20 protein-coding genes are annotated in these 26061 nt (G+C 36.8%); 9 read left to right on the forward strand and 11 right to left on the reverse strand.

Going from position 1 to position 26061, the window contains the following annotated elements:
- Nucleotides 1-11: 11 nt before the first annotated feature.
- The 3 genes from H4J56_RS04585 (at nt 12) to H4J56_RS04595 (ending at nt 3058) form a co-directional block, all read left to right on the forward strand.
- Nucleotides 12-230: a TIGR02922 family protein gene (locus tag H4J56_RS04585; RefSeq protein ID WP_182258936.1), complete on the forward strand. Its 219-nt coding sequence runs from the start codon at nt 12-14 to the stop codon at nt 228-230.
- Nucleotides 231-455: 225 nt separating this feature from the next.
- A complete protein-coding gene (locus H4J56_RS04590) occupies nt 456-1808 on the forward strand; it encodes a DNA recombination protein RmuC (protein WP_259366327.1) in 1353 nt (450 codons plus the stop codon).
- Between the two features lie 50 nt (nt 1809-1858).
- Nucleotides 1859-3058 (forward strand): diguanylate cyclase, encoded by a 1200-nt coding sequence (locus H4J56_RS04595; RefSeq protein ID WP_182258937.1) that lies wholly within the window; start codon nt 1859-1861, stop codon nt 3056-3058.
- A gap of 248 nt (nt 3059-3306) precedes the next feature.
- On the opposite strand, the gene H4J56_RS04600 is transcribed toward H4J56_RS04595, so the two are convergent.
- Nucleotides 3307-4644: a sodium-dependent transporter gene (locus tag H4J56_RS04600; protein WP_182215680.1), complete on the reverse strand. Its 1338-nt coding sequence runs from the start codon at nt 4642-4644 to the stop codon at nt 3307-3309.
- Nucleotides 4645-4982: 338 nt separating this feature from the next.
- Between H4J56_RS04600 and H4J56_RS04605 the strand changes: the two genes are divergently transcribed.
- Entirely contained in the window at nt 4983-5816 is an 834-nt protein-coding gene (locus tag H4J56_RS04605; RefSeq protein ID WP_182215682.1) for an ion transporter, read from the forward strand.
- Nucleotides 5817-5915: 99 nt separating this feature from the next.
- A complete protein-coding gene (locus H4J56_RS04610; RefSeq protein WP_182244398.1) occupies nt 5916-8783 on the forward strand; it encodes a response regulator in 2868 nt (955 codons plus the stop codon).
- Nucleotides 8784-8808: 25 nt separating this feature from the next.
- Here H4J56_RS04610 and H4J56_RS04615 read toward each other — a convergent pair whose 3' ends face one another.
- The 5 genes from H4J56_RS04615 to H4J56_RS04635 all read right to left on the reverse strand — a co-directional run bounded on the left by H4J56_RS04615 (nt 8809) and on the right by H4J56_RS04635 (nt 11505).
- Entirely contained in the window at nt 8809-9024 is a 216-nt protein-coding gene (locus H4J56_RS04615) for a helix-turn-helix transcriptional regulator (protein ID WP_182221563.1), read from the reverse strand.
- A gap of 1 nt (nt 9025) precedes the next feature.
- Complete coding sequence (locus H4J56_RS04620; protein ID WP_182221562.1) at nt 9026-9484, reverse strand: hypothetical protein; 459 nt, start codon at nt 9482-9484, stop codon at nt 9026-9028.
- Between the two features lie 407 nt (nt 9485-9891).
- Nucleotides 9892-10200, reverse strand: a complete 309-nt coding sequence (locus H4J56_RS04625) for a DUF962 domain-containing protein (RefSeq protein WP_182244399.1) — start codon at nt 10198-10200, stop codon at nt 9892-9894.
- Nucleotides 10201-10224: 24 nt separating this feature from the next.
- Nucleotides 10225-10860: a LysE family translocator gene (locus H4J56_RS04630; protein WP_182244400.1), complete on the reverse strand. Its 636-nt coding sequence runs from the start codon at nt 10858-10860 to the stop codon at nt 10225-10227.
- Nucleotides 10861-11034: 174 nt separating this feature from the next.
- Complete coding sequence (locus H4J56_RS04635) at nt 11035-11505, reverse strand: SCP2 domain-containing protein (protein ID WP_182221559.1); 471 nt, start codon at nt 11503-11505, stop codon at nt 11035-11037.
- 289 nt (nt 11506-11794) lie between these two features.
- On the opposite strand from H4J56_RS04635, the gene H4J56_RS04640 reads away from it, so the two are divergent.
- The 3 genes from H4J56_RS04640 to H4J56_RS04650 all read left to right on the forward strand — a co-directional run bounded on the left by H4J56_RS04640 (nt 11795) and on the right by H4J56_RS04650 (nt 14745).
- The gene (locus H4J56_RS04640; protein ID WP_182258938.1) at nt 11795-12790 is read left to right on the forward strand and encodes a peptidase U32 family protein; all 996 of its coding nucleotides are present in this window, start codon (nt 11795-11797) and stop codon (nt 12788-12790) included.
- 134 nt (nt 12791-12924) lie between these two features.
- On the forward strand, nt 12925-13806 hold the full coding sequence (locus H4J56_RS04645; protein ID WP_182221558.1) for a U32 family peptidase: 882 nt from the start codon (nt 12925-12927) through the stop codon (nt 13804-13806).
- Nucleotides 13807-14049: 243 nt separating this feature from the next.
- On the forward strand, nt 14050-14745 hold the full coding sequence (locus tag H4J56_RS04650; protein ID WP_182215698.1) for a pseudouridine synthase: 696 nt from the start codon (nt 14050-14052) through the stop codon (nt 14743-14745).
- 363 nt (nt 14746-15108) lie between these two features.
- On the opposite strand, the gene H4J56_RS04655 is transcribed toward H4J56_RS04650, so the two are convergent.
- Nucleotides 15109-18810, reverse strand: coding sequence for a response regulator (locus tag H4J56_RS04655; RefSeq protein ID WP_182215700.1), 3702 nt, complete (start codon nt 18808-18810; stop codon nt 15109-15111).
- A 524-nt stretch (nt 18811-19334) separates the two neighbouring features.
- A complete protein-coding gene (locus H4J56_RS04660; protein ID WP_182258939.1) occupies nt 19335-20084 on the reverse strand; it encodes a DUF2189 domain-containing protein in 750 nt (249 codons plus the stop codon).
- A gap of 180 nt (nt 20085-20264) precedes the next feature.
- Between H4J56_RS04660 and H4J56_RS04665 the strand changes: the two genes are divergently transcribed.
- A complete protein-coding gene (locus H4J56_RS04665; protein WP_182215703.1) occupies nt 20265-20600 on the forward strand; it encodes a hypothetical protein in 336 nt (111 codons plus the stop codon).
- Nucleotides 20601-20614: 14 nt separating this feature from the next.
- Here H4J56_RS04665 and H4J56_RS04670 read toward each other — a convergent pair whose 3' ends face one another.
- The 3 genes from H4J56_RS04670 to mfd form a co-directional block, all read right to left on the reverse strand.
- A complete protein-coding gene (locus tag H4J56_RS04670; RefSeq protein WP_182244405.1) occupies nt 20615-20902 on the reverse strand; it encodes a DUF1244 domain-containing protein in 288 nt (95 codons plus the stop codon).
- Nucleotides 20903-20916: 14 nt separating this feature from the next.
- Complete coding sequence (locus H4J56_RS04675) at nt 20917-22440, reverse strand: CsiV family protein (protein ID WP_182258940.1); 1524 nt, start codon at nt 22438-22440, stop codon at nt 20917-20919.
- A 73-nt stretch (nt 22441-22513) separates the two neighbouring features.
- Nucleotides 22514-26053, reverse strand: a complete 3540-nt coding sequence (gene mfd, locus H4J56_RS04680) for a transcription-repair coupling factor (RefSeq protein ID WP_182215708.1) — start codon at nt 26051-26053, stop codon at nt 22514-22516.
- Nucleotides 26054-26061 lie beyond the last annotated feature (8 nt).

The following is a 26061-nucleotide window of genomic DNA, read 5'->3' on the forward strand; positions in this document are numbered from 1 at the left end:
AAACATTAACTATGACTAACACTAACCTGCGCACTGTTACTATTATTTATTATATTGAAGATTCACTTGAGTTAATGCACTTTGTTGGAAAATTTGCAGAAAATGCCAGTGGGCGGGTCATTATTCCGGAAAAATTTAAAGAAGATAAATCGATTGTTGCTGTGTGTGATGGAGAAATAACCATTCTTAATAAAGTTGGCGATCGCATTCATCTTATCAATGATTATTAAATATGGACTTGTTAATGAACAAGCTTAGAATAAACTTAACCTGAGTATATTTCTATGGTTTAATACTGATAATATTTACAGTGTTACTGATGTGACTTTATGCCTATCGATGAACTCCTTGTTTTTTTAGAGAAAATCCCTACCGAAATTTTTATGCTGTTTAGCGTTATTCTATTGGTATTGTGTTTTTTAATCAGCTTTATAGTATTTTTTAAAATAAAAAAAATGTCACTACAGTTGTCTTTGCAACATGAAAAGTTACAGCTATTGTTTGAAAAATTAACCGTTGATAGTGAAGTCTCAAATAAATATCAACAGCAACAACAGCAGCAAACTAGCTTTAATCATCAACAATTGGCAAACCAACAAGTTGAGTTAAAGACTTATTTTGAACAACAAATCTCTGACTTTAAAATTAAGCTGTTGTATCAACATGCTGAGCAAGGTGAGAAGCAGTCATCGAGTTTACATGCAAGTAGTGAAAAGTTACACCGCGCATTACACGAGCACCAAGTCGTTTTCAATCAGAATCAGCTAAAATCGGTTGATCAACTTGTTGAACACCTAAATCGAGTGACGCACATTAGCCGCGAAGAGTTAACGAAGTCATTGCAAGCATCGAGTGAGCAAATGGCTAAACGTATTGATGGATTAACCGTCTCTACCGATAACCGCTTGAAAGAAATTAGCGGGCAAGTAGAGAAACGTTTAGCGGAAGGGTTTGAGAAAACAACAAAAACCTTTAATGATATTTTGCAACGCCTTGCCTTGATTGATGACGCGCAAAAGAAGATAACGGAACTTTCCTCAAACGTCGTCAGCTTACAAGAAGTATTAAGTGATAAGCGTTCGCGGGGGGCTTTTGGCGAAGTTCAGCTTAACAGTTTAATTCGCAACGTGATCCCCGAGCAAAACTTTTCTTTACAGCACACTTTATCAAATGGAAAAATTGCTGATTGTATTTTATTTTTACCTGAGCCAACCGGTAATGTCGTTATTGACTCTAAGTTCCCTTTAGAAAACTATAAGAAAATGCTGGATAACCAATTAGGGGAACATGATCGAAAATCGGCAGAGCGTCAATTTAAACTCGACATAAAAAAACATATTAACGATATTAGTTCTAAATACTTAATTGAAAAAGAAACCGCCGACGGCGCTATTATGTTTATTCCTGCAGAAGCTATCTTTGCTGAAATTCATGCACATCAAGGTGATTTAGTTGATTACGCCAATAAAAAACGAGTATGGCTGGCATCGCCAACCACGTTAATGGCTATATTAACAACGTCACGCTCGGTACTAAAAGATGAAGCAACCCGTAAGCAAATACATGTTATTCAAGCGCATCTCTCACACTTATCTCAGGACTTTAGTCGTTTTAAATCTCGTTTTGCCAATTTAGCAAAGCACATAGACCAAGCGGCGAGTGACGTAAAACAAATCCATACCTCTGCAGATAAAATATCGTCACGCTTTGATAAAATTGAACAGGTTGAGTTGAAAAATGAAAGTGATGAAAAGCCCACTGGTACAGACAGTAAAATAGATAATGAGCAAGCTCTACCTGTTGTTTAACCTGATTGCTTCTCTACCCTTTAGCGATAACTTAATCTAAGGAGTTAATCTTGTTGCAAAGAATTAAAGGACTAAAAACTCTGTTTATTAGTTTAGGCACAGTTGCTTTAGTTTATTTTTTGATGATGAAAAGCCAAGCTTTTTGGCTAAAGCAAGTAGTGATTGTCGAACAATTATTAGTGGTGTTCTTGGCTGTTGTGATCGTCTTTGCCAGTTATTTTAATCGTAGCAGGTTAGCCTACTTATCATTATTGTGGCTTTTATATTACGCCAGTATTACTTTTTCACCGCCTTGGTCAACTTGGTTACTGCAGCAGGGTGATTGGTTAACGTTATTTGGCTGTAGTGTTTTACTTTTATTGTCTTTGATAAAAGACCGTGGCGTTATCTCAATTCATGGTCTTTATCGATTAGTCGCTATCGCCTTAGTGGCTATCATTAGTTATGCTTGGTTAACGATGAGTGAGCCAATTATCATTTTTGTACAAACCTTTCCCCATATTGCAGGCTTTAGTAAGGTTATTCGTTTAGAGTTACCACTAGCTTTATGCACTATGGTTATTGTTTGGCGAGCAGTGATTAAAGCGGATTTAGTGACTTCAGCCGTTGCGCTTTCTTTACTGTTTTGGCTATGTTATCAATATCAATTAATTGAGCTACCGCTAAGTTTAACGCTGGCATTACTCAGTTTGTATTTCGTGTTAGTCATTGTTGTCGACGCTTATTTTATTGCCTATCGAGATGACTTAACGGGCTTACCATCGCGTCGGGCGCTCAATCAGTTAGCCTTATCACTTGGACGAAACTACACCCTTGCTATGCTAGACATTGATCATTTTAAAAAGTTTAATGATACCTATGGCCATGATATTGGCGACCAAGTATTAAAACTAGTGGCAAAAAAAATTGGCAACGTTAAAGGGGGAGGGAAAGCATTTCGCTATGGCGGAGAAGAGTTTACCATCGTATTTACTGGTAAAACTATTGAGCAAGCCTTAACTGAGTTAGAAGCGGTACGTCAAGCTATTGAAACCTATAAAATTGTCATTCGTCAACCACAAAGAAAAACAAAACAACAACGAAACGCTAAAAAAGTAAGCAAAAATAGTGAGTTTAAAACGGTCAATGTCACTATTTCAATTGGCGTTGCAGTACGGGAAAGTAAACAAAGCTTTGAACAAGCGTTAAAGTGCTCGGATCAAGCGTTATACAAAGCTAAGAGCAAAGGGCGAAACAACGTTAGTGTTTAAAGCGGGCTAAATATGATGATTGTTTGCAAGTATAAGACTGGACCAGTAAAAATCATCGTTCACAAGCAAGGTGAACCACGCTCATGCAAAGCATCATTATTGAGCAAACCTTGCATTGTTTATTGACGTTAACGTGACCAGTGATATTATTAATCGCCACCGAGCACAAAGTACCGGCTCCCCTGAACTTGCTTCAGGGGCTGATGTTAAAAGGCTCTATTAATGCGGAGTAAGCCAGTGATTAACGCTTAATTTAATATCGCAACGTTAACAAAAACCACACTTAACAATAGTGGGCAGACAAAACGAAGGTAATTTCCCCAAATGGGTAGCCACTTCCTGCCTTCTTGTAGCGCTTTATCACGTAATTTATTACCTCTATTCCATAACCAACCGACCACAATAAAGTAGAATAAACAACTTAATGGCTGCAATATGGTTGTTAATGCTCGAATCACTAAACCAAATAATTCGTCAAAAAAAGCAATTAACAACATGCTGGCACAAAGCACCACGAAGGAGACTAGCCATGTCGCTTTTGAACGAGTAAAGCTTTTGTCTTCCATTAAATAAGAGACAGGTACTTCAGTTGAAGAAATAGTTGAAGTTAATGCCGCAATGGATAACAACAAGAAGAAACAGCTTGAGACAATCAAGCCCACATTACCCATTGAATTGAACAGCTCAGGTAATATCTTAAAGATTAACTGTCCTTCACCAATCAACTCGTTATTACTGAAAACTTCAACTCCGGCTTCTTGAGCAACAAAAAGTGCCGGTATGATTAACAGACCGGCCATAAAAGCGATAAAAGTATCAAGTGCGGTGATAGAGATGGCTAATTTACCGATATCTTTACCTTTTTGCATGTACGAGCCGTACACCATCATACCGCCTACGCCAATAGACAATGAAAAGAAGGCTTGTCCCATTGCTGATATGATGAGTTTAGGGTTAGTCACCTGTGAAAAGTCAGGAATTAAATATAACGCTAAGCCTTTTTCTGCACCGGGTTGGCGTAAAATATAAATGATTAAACCAATTAGCATCACTAACAATAACGGCATTAAACGCCCTGACCATTTTTCAATGCCGGCATTAACGCCCTGATGTATAATGGCGGCGCCGAGTAAGATAAAAAGTGGCGTAAATAATAAATTACGTTCGGTGCTTGATGTGGCTAACCACTGTGAAATATTAGTTAGGCCTAACAGCTCAGTAAATGCTGATAGAGCATGCGCTAACATCCAACCAGCGACGATAGTGTAAAAGCTTAACATCATTATAGCGCCACATAGGCCTATTATGCCGGCATACTTACCTACATTGGGCCAAGTGTCTTTACAGGCCTCTTTTAATGCGGCTACCGGATTTTTTTGCGCCTGGTTACCAATATATATTTCTGCATACAAAGCGGGGAGGGCGAGTAAAAGTGTCACGAGTAAATAGACGAATAAAAAAGCACCACCGCCATTATTAGCGGCTTGGGTTGGAAATCCCCAAATATTGCCTAAACCAATGGCTGATCCTGCAGCGGCCAAGACAAACCCGATACGGGAATGAAAAGAATCTCTAGTGTGTGTCATATAGTATTGAATGCAAATTATTTTTATTTGGTGATGAGCTTACCGAGTTCAGATCATATAGCAACGGTTTTTTAAAAATTTGTTTCTGATAAAATATAAACACTGTAAACCTAGCAACTAATGGCTGATAAACTTGCTTTCAAAAATATTACCCCTATATAGGTTGAAGTTAAATTAATGTCATTATAAATACGTATGAAAAGTGTGGGTGTTGTTAAAGTTATCAAGATAAGCTTGGACATTATCCCCCGAAGCTACGTTTATTTTAATAAGAACGTTGTAATAACCCGTTTGTCGGCGTTAACACGGTTGAATGTTATTTTGAGAGAACTTTATTTATGAATTCCTATGTGGTGCGTGTCCAAGAACGGCTAAAAAAAATTGACGCTAGCCCGTTTTTTCAATGGTCAATTATTGCCGTTATTATTATGTCAGCATTACTTATTGGCGCAAAAACCCATAACTTGCCCCCGCAAGCATTAAGAATATTGGTTTTTTTAGACAGTGTTATCACGGTATTTTTTGTCATCGAATTATCAATACGTTTTATGGCTTTTCAAGATAAAAAGAATTTCTTCAAAAGTGGTTGGAATATTTTTGATACCTTAATTGTTATTGGTAGTTTAATACCAACAGGTGGCTCAGGTGTCTTATTAGCACGGCTGTTGAGAGTGTTTCGGGTGTTACGTCTAGTTTCTATGGTACCTGAATTACGCCTGCTGATTAATTCGCTGCTCAAAGCTATTCCTCGTATGGGCTATATCGCCTTACTCATGTTTGTTATTTTTTATATTTATGCTGCAGTTGGCAGTATGGTTTTTAATAATATTAATAAAGAGCTTTGGGGCGATGTTTCAATATCGATGTTGACCCTTTTTCGTATAGCCACTTTTGAAGATTGGACGGATGTGATGTATGAAACGATGGCGATTTATCCGCTTAGCTGGATTTTTTACCTGACCTTTATTTTCTTAACGGCTTTTATCTTTTTAAACATGATGGTCGGTACTATTCTAGAAGTTATGGGCAAAGAAAATGAAATTTATCGCGCCGAACAACATGGCGAATCAGGTGAAGGTGGAGAGCCGGCTAGCCGAGCACAAATTGAAAACCTTGAGCGTGAGCTTGCCGAAATTAAGACTTTACTCAAAGAAAAACTCAACCATCGCTGAGATTAATTTTTATAGATAACCGAACACTTGTGGGATTTAATTAAATAAGATGGTATAAAATAAAAATCATATTTAATTCAAGTGTTTTGGTTGTTCTTAATGATTGCTTTCAAGCGAATTTTCTACTTTTTTATCGTTATTATTGTTCAAGCTTCATTTTTTTCGTCTGCGGCGCTTGCCGCTGATCAAAATACCCTGCTCAGTGATGAGCAAAAGATATCACAAGAAATTGAAATTCTTAAAAAAATTGAAGATGATCAGCAAGCGGTTGATTACTCAATTTTATTATTAACGCGCTCAGCTTTAATTCCCAAGCAAATTATTGACATCTTAGATATTCAACAAAAACGTTACTATCAGTTAACCGAGCTTCGATTAGGATTAGCTAGCGCTCAACGAATACAATTAATTGCCACTGAAAATAACTTAAAAAAAATAGCCGCTAATGCTAATAAAATGATCGGTATATATCACTATTTAATTGGTGATTATCCAGAGTCTGTAGCCGCTTCTCAAGCCGCATTAAGTTATTATATAAACTCACTTGAGCCGCTTACATTGGCTGGGATATATAATAATATTGCCTTGGCTTATATTAATCTGGGTAATTCCAGTAAAACCTTAGTCAATTTTCAACTAGCCGAAAGCATCTACAATAAATTGGGTACTAAGCAAGATAAAATAGATGTGCGTTATAACATTGCCGGTTTATATTTAACTTTAAAAAGATACGATATCGCGATTGAACTCTATCTCGATGTTATTGCACAGCTTGCTTTTGTCGATGACAAGCTCACCTTAGCTAAAGCCAAGGGAGAATTGGGCACTGTTTATAAATATTCAGGAGAGTATCAGCAATCTCTTAAATTTCTGTCACAGGCAATAGCGTATTTTGAACAATCTAAGAACGACTATTATTTAGCGGCTTTTAGTCATAATATTGCCGGTCTTTATAATATGATGAACCAGCCAATAAATGCCATTAAGTATGCAACACAAGCGATAAACTTGGCTAAAGCTTCAAATCATAACACCGCTTATGCGGGTGGCTTGTATAGTCTAGCGCAAGCAGATTTTTCGTTGGGCTATGTTGAAAAAGCCTATGAAAGCTTACAGCTCTCTGATGAAATAGCTAAAAAATCTGGTCATGAAGAACAAATGACGAATAATATGGCGCTGCTGGCGTTGATTTATTCGGCACAAAACAAGCAAAGTGCGGCCTTTGAAACACATCAAAAATATATTAAAAGAACAAGAAAAATAGCGAACAATCAGCTCAATAGTCAATTGTCAGACTTTGAATCTAACAAATTAAGACAAGAAGTTAGCCAGCTCAAGCAAAATGAGCAACTTCAGGCATTAGAGACAGAGCAAGCCGATCAACAACGTAATTTTAGCTTAGTAGCCGCTTGTTTTATCATTGTTTTGGCCTTATTTATTTTCAACCGAAATGTTGAAAGACGCGCCAAATTAAAGTTATCTGAGCGAGTTAAAAACCGTACTCAAGAGCTAGAGCTTCTAACCAGTGAGTTGGTCAAAGCTAATGCCATTAAAAGTCAATTTCTTGCCAATATGAGCCATGAAATAAGGACCCCTTTAACGTCAATTATTGGCCAAGCAGAGGCAATAATAAATGGTGATGTTGATGAAAGTTACCTGCAAAAAGAAGTTAAAATAATTCACGGTAATAGTTTACATTTATTAGAGCTTATTAATAATATTTTAGATTTAAGTCGCGTTGAGGCCAATAAGTTAGAGTTAGAACTTGTCGAGCAAGACTTACACGTTATTTTGCATGACATTGCTAATATTTTTATTAAATCAGCGACAGTCAAAGGATTACAATTTCAGATAGTACACACCTTGCCAAACAAGTTTATGCTCACCATTGATGGCTTTCGCTTAAAACAAATCTTAATTAACTTATGCTCCAATGCCATTAAATTTACCAGTAAGGGCTCAGTTACTCTTGATATATCGGTCAAAAACGCCGCGTTAACTATTGCGGTTAGCGATACCGGTATTGGTATGAGTGAAACACAATTGCAGGAAGTCTTTAGCAGCTTTACTCAAGGCGACAGCAGCATTAGCCGACGATTTGGTGGATCAGGTTTAGGTCTATGTCTATCAGAGCAATTGGCCAAATTAATGTCAGGAAAAATCACCGTTATCAGTACGCTAAATAAGGGCAGTACTTTTACTTTAGTCTTACCTTGCAAGCAACTCGAATCGATTCAATTAGCCGAGTTTCCTCCCACTAAAATTATCGCCTCTGCATTCACTGCAGATGCTAGTGATATTAAGTTTGAAGGGCAAGTATTACTGGCCGATGACCATGATGATAATCGCCGATTAATCGCTCGTTTATTAACATCGCTAGGCTTAGAGGTATTGTCAGCTAAAAATGGTCGAGAAGCAGTTGAGCTTTGTTTAAAAAACAAACCTAAACTCATTCTTATGGATATACAAATGCCAGAAATGGATGGTATTGAGGCTTTTAAAGTATTGCGACAAAAAGGATGCGCTAGCCCCATAGTCGCATTAACTGCCAATGCCATGTCTCATGAAGTCGACAAATATTTAGCGCTTGGTTTCGATGGACATTTAAAAAAGCCTATTGAGCGAAAATTATTTATTGCGACCATAGCTAAATATTTTGGTGAACAAATGGATGAAAGCGCAGCTGAACAAGCCATTTCAAGCGTAGATATGTCCGATTTAGTGACAGAATTTAAATCGAATTTAGTGTTAGAGCAGCAAGATATCATTCTTCATATTAAAAATAATGAATTAGAGAAGCTTGCTGAATTGGCTCATCGTATTGCTGGCGCCGCACAAATGTTTGGTTTTTCACTGGTTTCAATGAGTGCGATAAAATTAGAAAAACATATTAAAACTGGCTCTTCTCAGCTGATCAGTGAAGCGGCGCAAAACCTACTTAATGAAATAGACCAAGTGCTTTGGTAGGATTATTCCACTTAGTCTTCATCCGCTAACGCTGCTCTTGATATATAAACACTTGGTTTATCGGTTGTTCAAATATATCTGCAATTTTAAAAGCAACTTCTAAAGAGGGAGAGTATTTTCCTTTTTCAATGGCTACTATGGTTTGCCTAGAGACTGAAACGCTATCAGCAAGTTTTTGCTGAGTCATTTCTTGATGTTCAAAGCGCAATTTTCTAATGTTATTGGTAATAACTTTAGCCATATTAATAGCCTCGACGATAAGAAACTAATTTAACTGACGAACAAACAATTTCGGCAAGCAAAGAAAAGGCAATAATTAAATGCATAATTTCATACTCTTTAGCTAAACCAGGCATTGAAAAAGTAAATTTGGATAGTGCGGGAAATAGAATATAGAAGGTCACACAGAAAACACCCAAGGACAATATCTTATAAGCATATGAGTTTGCCCGCCTTGAAATTATTTTATCACGCTCATCACTTTTATCATTTGCTTCTCTATACTTAAAAATAGCGAGAATAGTTTGTAAAACAACTTCTAAAAAAATCGTATAAATTACTGCAGTAAACAATAAGCCATACATAGCCTCTACCGAGAATAATTGCCGCTGATATAAATTGACGACACCCAATGCATAATTGCTCCAAATACCGAGGGTAATTAAAAGTGATACTAAAATACTGGTTTCTCTGTAAGACATAAGCTTTCCTAGGTTGATAATTTTGACACTGTGTCTACTATATTTGACATGAGTTAGCATAAGATTTAATACACCCAGTGTCAAATATCTTTTACATCATGATTGGTTTATTTTACATTTTGTTATATACAGAGAAGGGCAGCAGTGATCTTAGCGGATCTTAATTTAATTTTTTGATAATTATAATAGGGTAGTTAGCGATATAATAAAGTGCATTCAAAAAACTTTCTGCCTTCTCGTTCAATATCGATAAAAGGCAGGTTATTAGTGTTATTGGCTATTTCACTCTTGGTTAATATGGAGTAGACATTAAAGTTAAAATAGCTAAGTCGCTGTTTTAACTGATTGTTAAGGTTTTGTTATCGCATTTTTTGAATGCAAGTGTTTATCGTTATGCCTTAATTCAGTTAAAATTTAATTTTTCTTGTCAACATATCCTTAAACATCACCCAGTCGCCGAGTAAACTATAGAAAGGATAGGTAAATGTGGCAGGTTTGTTTTTTTCAAAGAAAACATGTCCCAGCCAAGCAAATCCATAACCTATCACGGGAATAAACCATAAGCCTTGCCATAGCGCATAGCTAATACAATAAATAATCAGTAATATTATTAACGACGAACCGATAAAATGTAAGCGTCGACAGATAATATTTTGGTGTTGGCTTAAATAAAATGGATAAAACTCGCTAAAGGACTGGTATTTTTTTACCGCCATCAGTTATTCCTCTCGTCAGTGATGTTAATTAATTTTACTGGTCAATATTTTTAAGCCAATAAGTATCATTGCTCCGCCTAAAATTCGGTCTATCCAATGACCCAAGCGTTGAAATTTTTCGTTTATTATTGGCTGAGATAGCAAAACGACCACAGACGAAAACCAAGCGAGTTGAATAGCCATCATCCAAAGTCCATAAATAACTAAGTGTAATAACGGTAAATCAGGAGAAAGTACCACGGTAAAAAGCGCGACAAAATAAATCGGTGCTTTTGGGTTTAAAGCATTACATAGAAAACCAACACCGATATTTTTGAGAGATGAACGTTTCACCGAGGGTTTTGAATCCGCTTTGTTACTGATTTGTGTCGAGGCTTTTGCACGGAGTCCCTGAATACCTAAATATAATAAGTAACAGCCCCCCAAGATCTTAATTACCCATAGCGTTGTTGCTGAGTTAGCGATAACAGCAGCTAATCCTAAAGCAGAATAAATTATGTGTATCGATAAACCGAGTGCAATGCCAATACTGCACATAAAACCGGCTTTTTTGCCATGGCTTAGTGTTTGTTGAGACACCAAAACAAAATCAGGCCCAGGTGAAGCGGCAGCTAATAAATGAATTGAACTAATTAACAGTAAACCTTGTAAAAGTTCCATAGTGTTTCTCATTGATATGATTAGTGAAACTTTAATGTTCTTTGACGTGTTCAGCAAGTAATGAATTGCCGTGTAACTAAGGTTTATTTAGTTTCTGAAAAAACTTACCCGTATCTTTAAAGTTAATCTTGGATCAGTATTTGAGTATTCGGCATTGACGTGAGGTTTTTGTCTTTATATTAAATCACTTTCTTGCTTTGTCTGTTGGACAATAATAGCAAGGCAGTTAACCACGTTATGAACGATACTGGGCAAATGTTCAAGATCAAGCGCATCAATCAAATTTTTTATTTCAAGCCCTAGCTCAGTGTCACCGACAATTTTTAATCGTCGTTGAAAGAATAAGGTATCGGGATCTTCTTTACGCCCAGCAATTAATAGTAAGTCATCACTACTGGCTGAAAAGCTTACGTCAGCTGTTTGTCTTTGGTTATCTTCGGTCATAATTAATTGACCGTTGTTACAGCTGAGTAACCAATTTAATGCCAAGTCGGTTACTGAAATATGTAGCCATTTATCTTCTAAAAACGCGAAGTCATTGTCGGCTAAGGCTTCTTTAAATACCGATTGTAGTGCGGTCAACAATAACTTTTTTTGAAGGCTGTAAGGTACGACACCTAACGTTGGTTTTAATATTTTAGGCACTAAAGTAACTACAGTAGCCCTAAAGGCTAGCGGGATTCTTTTAATATTTACAGCGCTAAGTAAGTTTGAACATTCAGTAATATTAAGCAAAATTGAGGCAACATTTAAAAGGAGTCATAAGAGAAGTTTACCTAATTGTTTATTTATTATTTGGGGGTAGATCAAGTTTAGGGACAAATATTATCAAACAGCATTAAAAACAAAGAAGTTATTTCAGGTCAAAAAAGTACAAATTTTTTAGCGCTACACTTCGCGTACATTTATTCTTATTAATTATATTGTCTACCTTATGGAACTCTTATGCCCAGCAGGTAACCTGCCTGCACTTAAAACTGCCATAGATAATGGCGCTGATGCCGTTTATATTGGGATGAAAGATGATACCAATGCCCGTCATTTTGCTGGATTAAACTTTAATGATGGCAAGCTTGAAAAGGCTGCTGATTATGTACATCGTCATGGTAAAAAATTACACGTTGCCATTAATACTTTTGCTCATGCTGGCGGTGAACATCGATGGCGAAAAGCTGTTGATAACGCCGTGGCTATTGGAACGGATGCTTTGATTATCGCCGATTTGGGCGTGCTTGATTATGCTGCGAATAAGTACCCTGATGTTGAACGTCATGTTTCTGTGCAAGCCTCAACCACTAACATTGAAGCAATAAACTTTTTTGCCAATAACTTCGCCGTTGAACGCGTGGTCTTGCCACGCGTACTCTCGATTGGGCAAGTTAGACAATTAGCAAAAATAAGCCAGGTAAAGCTTGAAGTCTTTGCTTTTGGTAGCTTATGTATTATGTCGGAAGGGCGCTGCTATTTGTCTTCTTATATGACGGGTGAGTCACCAAATACTGCGGGCGCTTGCTCACCAGCAAAATATGTTCGCTGGCAAGAAACAACAAAAGGTTTAGAGAGTCGTTTAAATGGTGTGCTAATAGACCGTTATCAACCCAATGAAAAAGCAGGATATCCAACATTGTGTAAAGGACGTTTTGAGGTTGATAATAATATTTATCATGCGCTTGAAGAGCCAACCAGTTTGAACACTTTAGCGCTTATTCCTGATCTCAGTAAAATGGGGATCGCTTCAGTTAAAATTGAAGGACGACAGCGAAGCCCTGCATATGTTGAACAGGTTACTAAAACATGGCGTAGTGCCATTGACCGATTTAAACAAAACCCAGACAATTTTGCTGTTGAAGGTGCGTGGATGAACACCTTAGCGAACCTTTCAGAAGGCACGCAGACGACACTTGGCGCTTACCATCGTAAATGGCAATAAGGTAAACGCTAAATATTTGTTTATCCATGCTCGTAGCTTGCCATTATTTGCATAGGTATTAATGACGGCAGTTAAACGAACTTACTTTGCACGATAGCCTTATTTTAAACAGCATAATAAAAATTGGAAATACTATGAAATTTTCTCTTGGACCTAGTCAGTTTTTTTGGCCCAAAGCTGAAGTTGAAGCTTATTATCAACAAGCTAAAGATAGCGCAGCGGATATTATTTATTTAGGTGAAACAGTCTGCTCTAAACGCCGCCAGTTGCGTGCCAAAGATTGGATTGGCTTAGCAAAAGACTTGGCGTGTGACCTTGATAAAGAAATCGTTCTATCAACCATGACCCTACTTGAGTCACCTGCTGAAATCCAAACCATGCGAAAACTTTGTGATAATGGCGACCTGCTTATTGAAGCGAATGACCTTAGCGCTGTACAAATTATGCATCAGTTGAAAATGCCATTTGTTGTGGGTCCAGCAATCAATTGTTATAACTTATCAACATTGAAAGTCTTAATTAAGCAAGGGATGAGTCGTTGGGTTATGCCTGTTGAGTTATCAGGTGATTGGCTAAAAACATTATTACTACAGGCAGAGGAAGATAATGTTCGTTCACAATTTGAGTGTGAAGTCTTTGCTTGGGGTTATATGCCATTGGCTTATTCTGCTCGTTGTTTTACCGCTCGTTCTGAAGACAAAGCTAAAGACAATTGCGAGCTCTGTTGTATTAAATACCCATTAGGCAGGAAAATGAACAGTCGTGAAGGTGAACGTGTTTTTGTACTAAATGGCATACAAACAATGTCGGGCTATCAATATAACTTAATTAATGAAGTACCGAATATGGCGGAAATAGGCGTCGATATTGTCCGTATAAGTGCAGACAGTGTGAACGCCTTTACTAAAATATCTACCTTTAGAGAACAGCTTAATCAAGCTAAACATTATCCACTAAATGGTGTTGAAGAATGTAATGGTTACTGGCATAAAATTGCAGGCATGTCGTTAGCATGATATCTGATCTTATGCTGTAAATCGTAACCTTCAATACTGATAAAAAAGGGTAAGTGTTTAATGAGTTGAGCTCACTTTTTAAGCTTATAAAAAAGCAATATTGATTTATTAACCTGACAAGTGCTTTTTAAAATCAGTTAAATTGATTTCGCTTACTGGCTTTTTATTTTTCTTTGTTGATTCTTACTGGCTATGAAGGATAATAGCGATACTTATAATGACTAAACACTGACCTAATTAACCATGCGTATTGATAAATTTATATGTAAGAGCACTGAACTGACCCGAAGTGAAGCGAAGAAACTGCTAAAAATGGGGGATGTTCTAGTTAATGGTGAGGTGATTAAGAACGCAGCAACACAAGTGCATGAAAATAACAGCGTTACTGTTAACGGTGAAGCGCTCACGGCGCGCACCTCTCGTTATATCATGATGCATAAACCCTTAGATACTATTTGCAGTAATATCGATGAAGTTTATCCGTCTTTACTCAATTATATTGAAGTGGATAAAGTGTTTGATCTTCACATTGCTGGACGTTTAGATGCAGATACCACAGGTTTAGTATTAGTTACCGATGATGGCCGTTGGTCGCATAATATTATTTCACCCAAAAAAAACTGCGCCAAGGTTTACCGCGTTAATTTACGTAATGCAATATTATCTGAAAAGTCAGCGGAGCTAATTGAGCGCTTTACAGCTGGCTTACAGTTACAAGGAGAAGATCAACTGACTCTGCCCGCTAAATTAGAAATACTCAATGAAAAAGAAGTATTACTGACCATCACCGAAGGTAAGTACCATCAAGTTAAGCGAATGTTTGCTGCTGTTGGTAATAAAGTGATTGGTTTACATCGCCAGCAAATCGGCGAAATTAACTTAGATGTTGAATTAGGCATGTGGCGCTACTTAACGGATGCCGAGGTAAATAGCTTTTAGTTGGCTACTTTGGTGTTGTGACCCTCACTGACTGTTATCTTTGTCTTTGCCTCGAGTAACAAAGCTATCTCAAATGAAAAAAAAGTCAGCCAAATAGCCATCACCGGAAGTTTTACAGTATAAGAATGCAATAAGATATCTAGGCGTTTTTTGAGCGTTTTCCATATTAATTATCTATCAGGGCTGCAACTGATTTTTATATATTTATATAAAACAGTGACTTATCTTGGCTTAATATTTATTGAGACATAAAAAGCGGATTTAGCCACTAGTGATACAGAAACTCAGTAATCAATTGTTCTGATTAATAGTCAAGCTGATAAAGTTTTCATGGTGCTTCTCACCAAGTTAAGTGATGAAAATTTAATGCGCTTTTAAGTGGTCAGCAAGTAATGAATTAAACGTCTCCAATGCGGTATATAATTCACTTATGCTCTCATTCAATGCCGTTATATTCTTTTCTTTTGATAGTATTTCTATCTTAGTGACTAAGTTTTGTACTTGAGCTCCACCTAAGTTACCTGCTGCACCTTTAATTGAATGCAGGTTATAATTTATCTTTTGCCAATTTTCTGCCTTTATTGACTCTTGCAGTTCGCGTGTTTTTTCTTCGCTATCATCTAGGTAACATTTTACCAATAATGTCATTTTTTTAGGGTTTCCACCCAGCCGTTTTAATAAATGAGCTTTGTGCCAAGGGCTATCATGCTCACTTTTAGATTTTTCAATTGATTGACTACTTAAGGTGAGGTGGTCTGAATTTAAGGTATCAGTATCGAAACGCTCTTCTTTATCAGCTGTTACTCCAAGCCATAACTTTAATTTAGCTTTAACTTTATTTATTTCTATAGGTTTTGTTAAGTAGTCATCCATGCCTGCTATTAAACATTTCTCTTTATCTCCTTGCATTGCATTTGCTGTCATCGCAATGATAGGAATAACTTTATTCTTTTGGCCTGCATCTCCTTTGCGAATAAGTCGTGTTGCTTCATAGCCATCCATTTCTGGCATTTGGCAATCCATTATGACCAAAGAGTAGGGGTGGCTTTTTAATGACTCTTTTAAGCTTATCAGTGCTTCTAAGCCGTTTGCTACTGCGTCAGCTGTGAATCCTAATTCTTCTAAAACACCCAAAGCGACCATTTGGTTTATGCGATTGTCTTCAACAATTAATATTCTTATATTTTTGGCAGATGAAACGAATAATGGTTTTTTATCCTCTGTTGTTACTATTTTCATTGCATTAACATAATCATGAGTAACTAATGGTGACGCTTGCTTTAGTATTTCTCCGCCATGAGCAACTACAGATAAGGCTTTAAATAGATTTGATGTTGTTGTTGGCTTAGGGAAATAAGCACTAAAACCAATATCTGCAAAATGTTTTGCGTCACCTCTTTCACCCATAGAGGTCATCATAACGAGTTTCATTGCTTTAAATTCTTGTTGGTTTTTTAATTTTTTCGCTAAGGTTTCTCCTGACATATTAGGCATTTGCATATCAAGTATGGCAATATCAAAAAAGGGTGTGCCGGTATCTTCATATCGCTTTTTACATAGAGCCAATGCTGCATCACCGCTATCAGCTTCTTCAATATTTGCCCCCCACAGCTGTAACTGTGAGCGAAGGACATCGCGATTGGTTTTATTGTCATCAACAATTAAAATGTGCAATGCCGAAATATCTATTTCGGGTATAACTAGGGTCGAATTTTTACTTTTCTCAACTAATAAGCTAAATTCAAAACAACTACCTTCACCCATTTTATCAACTACATTAATATCGCCGTGCATTAAATTACAGAGTTTTTTCGTTATTGTTAACCCAAGCCCTGTGCCCCCATATTTACGTGTCGTCGATGAGTCTACTTGACTAAATGCTGAAAAAAGCCCTTCTTTTTTATCTGCCGGAATGCCGATTCCTGTATCAGATATCTGACAATGTAATATTAATTCATCACCATAATTACTCTTTTTAGTGATGAGTTTTACGGTAATAACTATCTCTCCATGATTTGTGAACTTTATTGCATTGCCGACAAGATTCGTCAGTATTTGTCTAATTCTGCCCGGATCTGATTTGATCATCGATTCTTTTATACCCGTAAGATCTAGGATTATTTCTAAACCTTTATCTTGAGCAGGTAAGGCCATAGCTTCAGCAAAGTCACCTAATAAGTTTCTTAAATTAAAATCTAAGTATTCAAGTTCGAGTTTACCCGCATCAACTTTTGAAAAATCTAGAATGTCATTAATTAAAGTTAATAAGGAGTCAGCACTAGATTTTGCGATATTAACTCGGTGTTTTTGTTCATCATCAAGTTTACTATTAAGTAATAAACCTAGCATGCCTAATACACCGTTCATGGGGGTGCGTATTTCATGGCTCATATTTGCTAAAAACTCTGACTTTAATTTCGCGCCTTCTTCCGCTTTATTAAGTGCAGCAATTCTTTCTTGATATGAGTCATTAATATTTCGGCTAATAAGCAATAAAAGTGCAATAACGAAAAGGCTGAGTAAAAGTGCAGTTACTGCGGATATGTAAGAATCATTTCGCTTTTCTACCAACAAATGGGTGAGCGTTTTTTGTATTTGTGCAGAGAGATGATTTTCAATACTTTGTAATATTAGGTTTTTATTTTTAAGCACCCCTAAGGTGTATAAAGGATCATTCTCCCATAAATGGTTTTGCAAATACTCTAATGCTTCATTGGCGGGGTCATCATTAATAATAACCAATTGGTCAATCTCTGATGCCGATTTTCCTTGCTGTCTATATTGAGAAATATCTGACAACGTTTGTTTATATTGATTCAATACAGCTGAAAAACTGTCAAGCTGATACAAGGCTTTACGATTATATTGTTTAAGCGTTCGTAACTTACTGATAAGTTGTTCTACATCACTATGAAGCGTTAAAAAAGCGATTCGATATTTTTCATCATCACGCAGTAGATAATTTTTAAATTGATGTATCAGTCCATTATAGCCTATAGAAGTTTTTAGTTGAGCGACAAGCTCCTCAGTATTCCGTTCGAGCAAAACATTTTGAAGTCGATTAGCTTCACTTATTGTTTTATTATCAAGTAATTGAATTACATGGCTTTCGTTGTCTTTAAATAGTGAAGAGATAAATATATTATTATACAGTCTTTCTTGACTATTTTGTTGGCGGATACTTAGCTTAAGTGGACGTATGTCAATGGTATTATCATTTGTTTCTTCATTTTCAAGGGTCACTGTTAAAATAGTACTATTGAGCAGGTTTAAAGATTTCAACTTCAATAAAATAAGGAAATTACTGTGCATCTTTGCAATATTTTTATTTCTTATTTGATCTGAAAATGATTGTAATTTTGATAAAAAATCATTTTTCCAATCAATATGAAAATCAATGATTTGCTGCCAAGATATATTGTTAGCATCAATCCCTTCTCTAAGAGTTATTAACGCTGACTTTAGCTCAGCAACATATTGTTGATTAAATTCGCCAACAACAATGTCTTCAGATGTCATGCTTTTCTTTATTGACAACAGCAATGTATCAACAGCGATACGGAGTACTTTCAAGTCATCTAGTGATCGAGTATTTGACGAAATTTTTGCTGATTTTTCATCAAGACTAATTAAAAAAAGCGCACTGAGTTCTAATTCTTTGTTGAGGGCATCAATGAGCTTAGCAATATTACTATCCAACGCTATTATGCTTTCAGTATTGTGTAAAATTGAAATATCTTGTTGTTTATTGTGAACAATATTTAGCATTAATGTAATAGCAATAATAAGAGGTAAGCCGGCAGAAATTATAAGCTTTTTACGAATGTTTGATTCGTCAGATGATACATCGATAATATGCTTTCTAATTAATAAATAAATAATCGGTGTAATCGATAGGCTCAGTAATATAGCGTTCAATAACGCTTCAGGTAAAAATGGAAATAAGGTTTGTATCCAAGGCAAGAACTGCATAATTAAAAATTGGGTAAAGCCAATGGCAACGAAGATAAGAATGAGAATAATTAAAATATGAGTTTGATTCTTATTCTTTGATAGGAGACTCAAGTGATATTACCGCGCCGTTAGTTAATGTCCTGAGAAGTATAGACACAATTTTAAGTCTTTCATAATAAACACTTAAAATATTTAATTTTTATGAATTTTTATTTTATATTAAACAATTCTGATGGGGTGTCATATATCCTAGCATCAACAATTAACTGCAGCATCGTTATTTTACTTATTCACTATAAGACAAACAATTTACGTAAGGCCATATGGTCAGACAAGTCAGCTTAGCCAATTAACCACTTTACCTTGAAGCCTCTTGAAAAACATGAGCAACTAACTTAGATGTCGAGCTATAAAGGGGAAATGAAAAATAAGTATTAACGACTATCACCGAAGGTAAACACCATTAGCTTAAACAAATATTTGCCGGTGTTGCTAATAAAGGGGTTGGTTTAGTTCGTCAATTAACAGGTAAAATTAATTGAGTATTGAAGTGGGCAAGTGGCGCTATTTAGCGAATGCTGAGGTAAATAGCTTTACTTGAATTATCAAGGTATTGTTTTCGAGTGTTGACAATATTACGGGCTATTATCCTTGTTGATTAACAAGTCAGCATAAACCGCATAACTTGCATAACCCAACACAGGAAAGACAATAATTACTAGCGGTAGTGCTACCACTAAAGTTAAAGACGTTATCATGACTAAGGTTAGCGCCCATTTAAACATTAATTTTTTATGTTTAAATACGGTTTTAACACTGATACTTACCGCATCAACAAAATTTAACTGTTGGTGAATAATCAAGGGTATAGAAAACACACCGAGTAAAAAGCCAATCACTGCAGTTACCCAGCCGATTAAACCGCTGTAAAGTAAAAACCAAAGTAATGATTCTCTTAACGCTGGATCAGTAATGAAAGTGTGGTCTAAAGGTAAGGGCTCTATGCCAAAATACAGTCCGTAAATCACTAAAGCATCGGTTATCCAAATAAAATAACACAAGGATAGAATAAAGATTAAAAACCAAATGCCTTTATCTTTTTGTCCCTTAATCGCAATTAAGTCTTTAAATGTAGGTATTTTATTTTTTTCTAATAGACCTGCAACTTGCTGAAAACCAATAATAAGAATAGGAGCAACAATGAAAAAACCGGCGATAAAAGGAAAGATAACTAAATCGGCACCAATGCGTAATAATAACCAATAGAGTAGACCGGCGATAATGCAAAAAAAGCTGCTAAATACTATACTGATGGTTTTAGTTTTGATGAAACTTGACCAACCAAATGCTAACCATTTTTTTATTGATGGCGTGGCTTTATCCATAATACTGAGTCTTTACTTATTTATAACGATAACAGCATTTTACCTGAGCATATTTTTAAATGGCTTGCTGAAGAACATCTATTTGATTTGTATCAAAACCATGGCTGAAAATAATCGTCAGTTAGCCTAGCAGTACTATTTATATAAAAGATTAAACTTTTATTCTTAGTTGCCGATTAAATGTACAACAAGACAATTACTGATGAACGGACAAGTAAAGTGGATGTACTGATAGATTTATTGCCTGCGGCCAATCAAGTAAAAATCGCTCAATCAAAAAAAGATAAGCGCCAAGCTAATAAATATAATCGTCAAATGAACTCAGCAGCAAGTCTGCCCGATGTAGCAGATGATGTGAAAAATGGAGTGGGAATAAAAAAAGTGCTTTGGACAGGACCTGAACGCCGCTCATCTGCTGATCGACGTCATTTAAAAAATAAACGCGGACGTTGGTTAGAGTCACGCGACAGAAATGATCGCCGAACGACTCAATATGCAATATCAGTGAAAATTTAATTGCGCTAAATTGTTTACTTCTTTTGTAACTGATTAAATTTTTCCATTTGCTCTGCTGTTGCTGGCAATTGATGTTTTTCTTTCCATTCGCTATAGGGCATACCATAAATTTGCTGACGAGCGGTCTCGATATCTACTTCAACACCTAACTTCTCAGCCTCAGCAACGGTCCATTTAGAAAAACAATTACGACAAAAACTCGCTAAATTCATTAACTCAATATTTTGTACATCTTTTCTACTGTCTAAGTGAGCCAGTAATCGACGAAAAACAGCAGCTTGTATTTCTATTTCTTTGTCCATATTCATCTCTTTATTTAGTTAAGTGGAGTTGACTGTTCAACTTCCTTAGTGGGTTTGTCATAAGGCAGAATACGAATAATCATACCGATATAAGGATGATCAAAATAGTGTATTTCTGTGCTTCTGACTCGTCTGTCTTGTTTAAAGTTTATCGTTTTTAAAATTGCCGATGACTTTTGTTTATCACCAGGTAATAACTTTTGCGTTGCTTGTTCGGCTAACGACATATTCATTACATTAAGATCAGCGGTAATATGTAAATAAAAGTCAACTTCTACCTTGATAAAACCCTCTACTGTCCAATTTTGAGGAGGCTTTATTGGGGCTGCCTGCATTGTGTTAGTATTCAATATTACCGCTGTGTCGTTTATATCTTGCTCTATTTCAGCGAGTAAACTTTTTGTCTCAGTAGGTAAATTGGGTAGCTTTATCAGCAGCTCTTGTAAACGTTCTGCCATTATTTTTTCTTTTACTGTTTCATCTGACCCTTCTATTTGGGCCGAAGTATCTTTGTATAATACGCTATGCAGGGTCTCTTCTTGCCTTTGTGCTTGTTTGCGTTGCTGTTGAAATTGTTGCAATTCTTTTTGGTATTGTTCAGCAAAATTTTCACCGGCAATAACTTTCAGTGGCACAGCTAATTGTTTAGTTTTTGTCTTTTGACGCCAGCCAAAATGCAGTAATGGTTTGAAATTTCGACTGCGGGCTATTTCTTTAACAATATCGTCAAGTTGTAATGATTCTTTATTAAGTAAGTAGTCTTCATCACTATAGATATTTTCAATATTATTAATAGTAGGCGGTACTTGCTCAATATTAAAAGCGTTATAACTTTGATAAGCATAAGCATCGGTTGATTGATTAAAGTGCTGAAATTCCTCTACAGAAATAGTACAAATACCGTCGGTAAATGAGGCAGTTTCGTTGGTATAAGTTAAGGGCAAAGTTGAAAATTCAGCCGCTGCTTGCTCAAGTAACATTAAGCGTTGCGTTAATTCTTTTTCACTCATCACTTGTTTTGGTAATGGCATAGCTAAGCTGCTGTTGTCATCCGCTTTTAATGAATTATTTATCGACGCTGGGCTATCATCGATATTGTCTAAAGCCACTTGTCTATGTGTGCCATCGCTAAATTTTGATATTGATGGATCGGTTAACGACTCGTCTATCGTTTGGGCTGAAAGCGTTTGTAATTCAGCTAAGCTTTTAGCAACATAGTAAGGCTGTTCTTTTATGGCCGTTATAGCTTGCTCAAGGAGTGATTGAGCATAAGTAGGATTATCACAACGGGGTAATTGCTGTTTTAAGCTGGCGATATCAGGGTTAAGGTAGGGGCCTAACAAGTCAATAATATTTCGGTATTGGGGTAAAAGCGTATTATTTGGAAACTTCTCTTTTAATTGCGCTTTATCGCCCAGTTGACTAAACAGGATCACTTCCACTTCAAACCAGCGGTCGTCATTATCTTTATCAGCGGCACTGGTTTGTTGTGAAAATATTAAGGCTGCACAGAGCAGCGCTAAATGTTTTAAATTCATTAATCATCCAAAGAGTTATAACCTGCCTTGTTATTGTAAACTAAGGCATTGAGTCTACTCTGTTATCTTACGGTTATTTTTTTGTTTTTACTAAATCATTTAACATAGATGTCACTAAAATAAAGCGTGATTTACTGTCTTCAGTGGCAATTTTAAATTGGAGTTTATTAGCGCCAACTAATTTATAAACTTTTGGCTGTTGCTGAATAAGACCAATAATAAGCATAGGATCAACTTTTGTCTCATCGCTAAACTCAATAGAGCCACCTGCTGGACCTGCTTCGATACGAGAAACCCCTATTTTTTGGGCCTTTAAACGTAACTTCGCAATATGGACTAGATTTTTAGCAGCCTGCGGTAATAAGCCAAAACGGTCAATTAATTCTACTTGAATTTCGTCAAGTTCATTTTTATTGCCGCAACTGGCGATACGTTTATAAATACTTAACCGTAAGCTGACATCAAAAATATAATCGTCTGGTAGTAACGCCGGTACCCGCAATTCAATTTCAGTTTGCTTAGCGGTCATATTTTCAAGCGAAAGCTGTTTGCCTTGCTTCAACGCTGAAACAGCTTGATCGAGCATTTCCATATAAAGGGTAAAGCCGATTTGGCTCATCGAACCACTTTGTCCCTCACCTAATAATTCACCTGCGCCACGAATTTCGAGATCGTGTGTGGCCAAGGTAAAACCAGCGCCTAAATCTTCAAGAGACGCAATAGCTTCAAGACGTTTCTTCGCATCTTTAGTAATACGTTTAACATGTGGTGTTAATAAATAAGCATAAGCTTGATGATGTGAACGACCCACTCGGCCTCGTAATTGATGGAGTTGCGCTAGACCTAAATGGTCGGCTCTGTCCATAATAATGGTATTAGCTGTTGGCACATCGATACCTGTTTCTATAATCGTTGTACAAACTAATACATTGTAACGTTGGTGATAAAAGTCGCCCATAATGCGTTCAAGTTCACGTTCGCGCATTTGCCCATGGGCGGTGGTTACTTTTGCTTCTGGCAGCAGTTTTTGAATATCTGCAGCGGTTTTATCGATAGTATCAACGTTGTTATGTAAAAAGTAAACCTGACCACCACGAAGGATTTCACGTAAAATAGATTCACGAATAAGGGCGTCGTCACGTTCGCGAACAAAGGTTTTTACCGCTAAGCGTTTTGCCGGCGGTGTGGCAATAATCGATAAATCGCGCATGCCGCCCATCGCCATATTCAAGGTCCGTGGAATAGGGGTTGCGGTCAATGTTAAAATATCAACATTGCTGCGTAATTGTTTGATTTTTTCTTTTTGCTTTACACCAAATCTATGTTCTTCATCGACCACTAATAAACCTAGGTCTTTATATTTAATACTATTTTGCAATAACTTATGGGTGCCGATCAGAATGTCTATTTGGCCTGATTCAACATCGGCAATAACAACGTTTTGCTCTTTGGCTGTTTTAAAACGTGATAATACTTCTATAGCAACCGGTAAATTAGCAAAACGGTCGCGAAAGTTTTCATAATGTTGTTGGGCAAGCAAGGTTGTTGGCACTAAGATAGCCACTTGCTTGCCGTCGTTAACGGCAACAAAAGCGGCACGCATCGCAACTTCAGTTTTACCAAAACCGACATCTCCACAAACGAGTCTGTCCATGGCCTTATCGCTGAGCATATCAGACACTACTGCTTTAATGGCTTGCTCTTGATCAAAGGTTTCTTCAAACGGGAAACTGTCTGAAAAAGCTTGATACTCAGCTTTGTCACGTTTGAATTGATAACCTTTATTACTGGCTCTGCTGGCGTATATATCGAGTAGTTCAGCCGCCACGTCACGCACTTTTTCAGCGGCCTTTTGTTTTGCTTTACTCCAAGTATCGTTACCTAATTTATGTAACGGTGCACTTTCTGCGTCGGCGCCCGAATAACGGCTAATTAAATGCAATGAGCCAACCGGTACATAAAGCTTTGATTCACCTGCGTAAATTAAAACTAGAAACTCAGTGGTTATGCCACTGTTTTCAATGGTTTGTAAGCCCATGTAGCGACCAATACCATGCTCAAAATGGACAACAGGTTGTCCCATTGAAAGCTCGGCTAAGTTTTTAAAAATAGCATCCGCTTGAATAGTTTGTTGTTTGGTACGGCGGCGACTTTGTTTTATCCGCTCTCCTAAAAGTTCATCTTCGGTGATTAGGGCTATCGCATTTTTCTTAGCGGTGCCTTTACTTTGAAAGATAAAACCACTGTTGAGGGTATTCACTGTGATGCCAAGTTTGTCCGGGCTTGCGACAAAGCTTTCAATATCGTCAAAATATTGTGGCTTGATATGGTTACGCTCTAATAACTCTAAAACGCTTTCTCGACGGCCTTGGCTTTCGGCAACAAATAAAATCTTATCTGGGGTTTCTTTGTCGCGAATAAAATTATTGATTAATTCAAAAGGCTGTTTCAGTTGATGATTAACCGTAACATCAGGTAAGGGAGTGACATCAAAACGGATATGACCGGCTTTTGACTTTTCAATGTCGTCACTGTCAGTTTCTTGTAACGCGTTTATTACCGGCACTTTTTCTATTGAAATTCGGTCAAAAGGTTTTAAGGCACGATAAAACTCTTCACTATTTAAAAAGAGTTTCTTGGGGGGTAATAATGGCCGAGTCAGATCATAACGACGTTCTTCAAATCGGTAATCAATATCAAGCCAGTACTGTTCAATAGCTTTATCAATATCGCCACTGAGCATTATCCGTGTGTTTTCGCCTAAATAGTCACACAAAGTGCTCGTTTCTTCAAAGAACAAGGGGAGGTAATATTCAATACCTGCCGGCAAAATACCATCACTGACCTGATGATATATTGACTCTTTATGAATGGTGTTAGGAAATTCTTCTCGGTATTGACGACGAAATAAATTTATTGCTGCTTCGTCGGTCGGAAATTCGTGTGCGGGTAATAAATTTATTTCATCTATTTTATCACTTGAACGCTGGTTTTCAGGATCGAACAAGCGAATGTCATCAATTTCATCATCAAAAAAATCTAAGCGAAACGGAGTTTTACAGCCCATAGGGAATATGTCGAGAATTGCACCACGTGCCGAGAATTCACCATGCTCCATTACTTGTTCTACGCAGCGATAACCACTGGCTTCAAGATTTTGTCGCATTTGATGTAAGTCTTTTTTATCACCTACTTTTACGATCAAACTATTCGTACGCAAATACTGCGTTGGCGCAAGGCGTTGTAATAATGTTGAAACCGGCACAATAATAATGCCACTTTTCATATTTGATAATTGGTAAAGCGTTGCTAGTCGCTGGGAAATAATATCTTGATGCGGTGAAAAGGTATCATAGGGCAATGTTTCCCAATCAGGAAATAAGCAAATAGGCAGTTGCCGCTTTTTATTTAAACTTTTTAATTCTTGCTCGAAACGCAATGCTGACTGGGTGTCATTGGTTAATAACAACATCGGAGCGTCGGCATTGAGGGCGCCATGGTATATAGCTAGCGTGTCACTACTACCTAGTAAATTAGTCCAATGCTTTTTATCAGCATGTTTGCCACGACGTTTAGTTAATACAGGTTCAAATAAGCTAGCAGTTTTACTCATGATTTCTC

This window comes from Colwellia sp. BRX8-4 (assembly GCF_014077345.1).
GTDB lineage: Bacteria > Pseudomonadota > Gammaproteobacteria > Enterobacterales > Alteromonadaceae > Colwellia_A.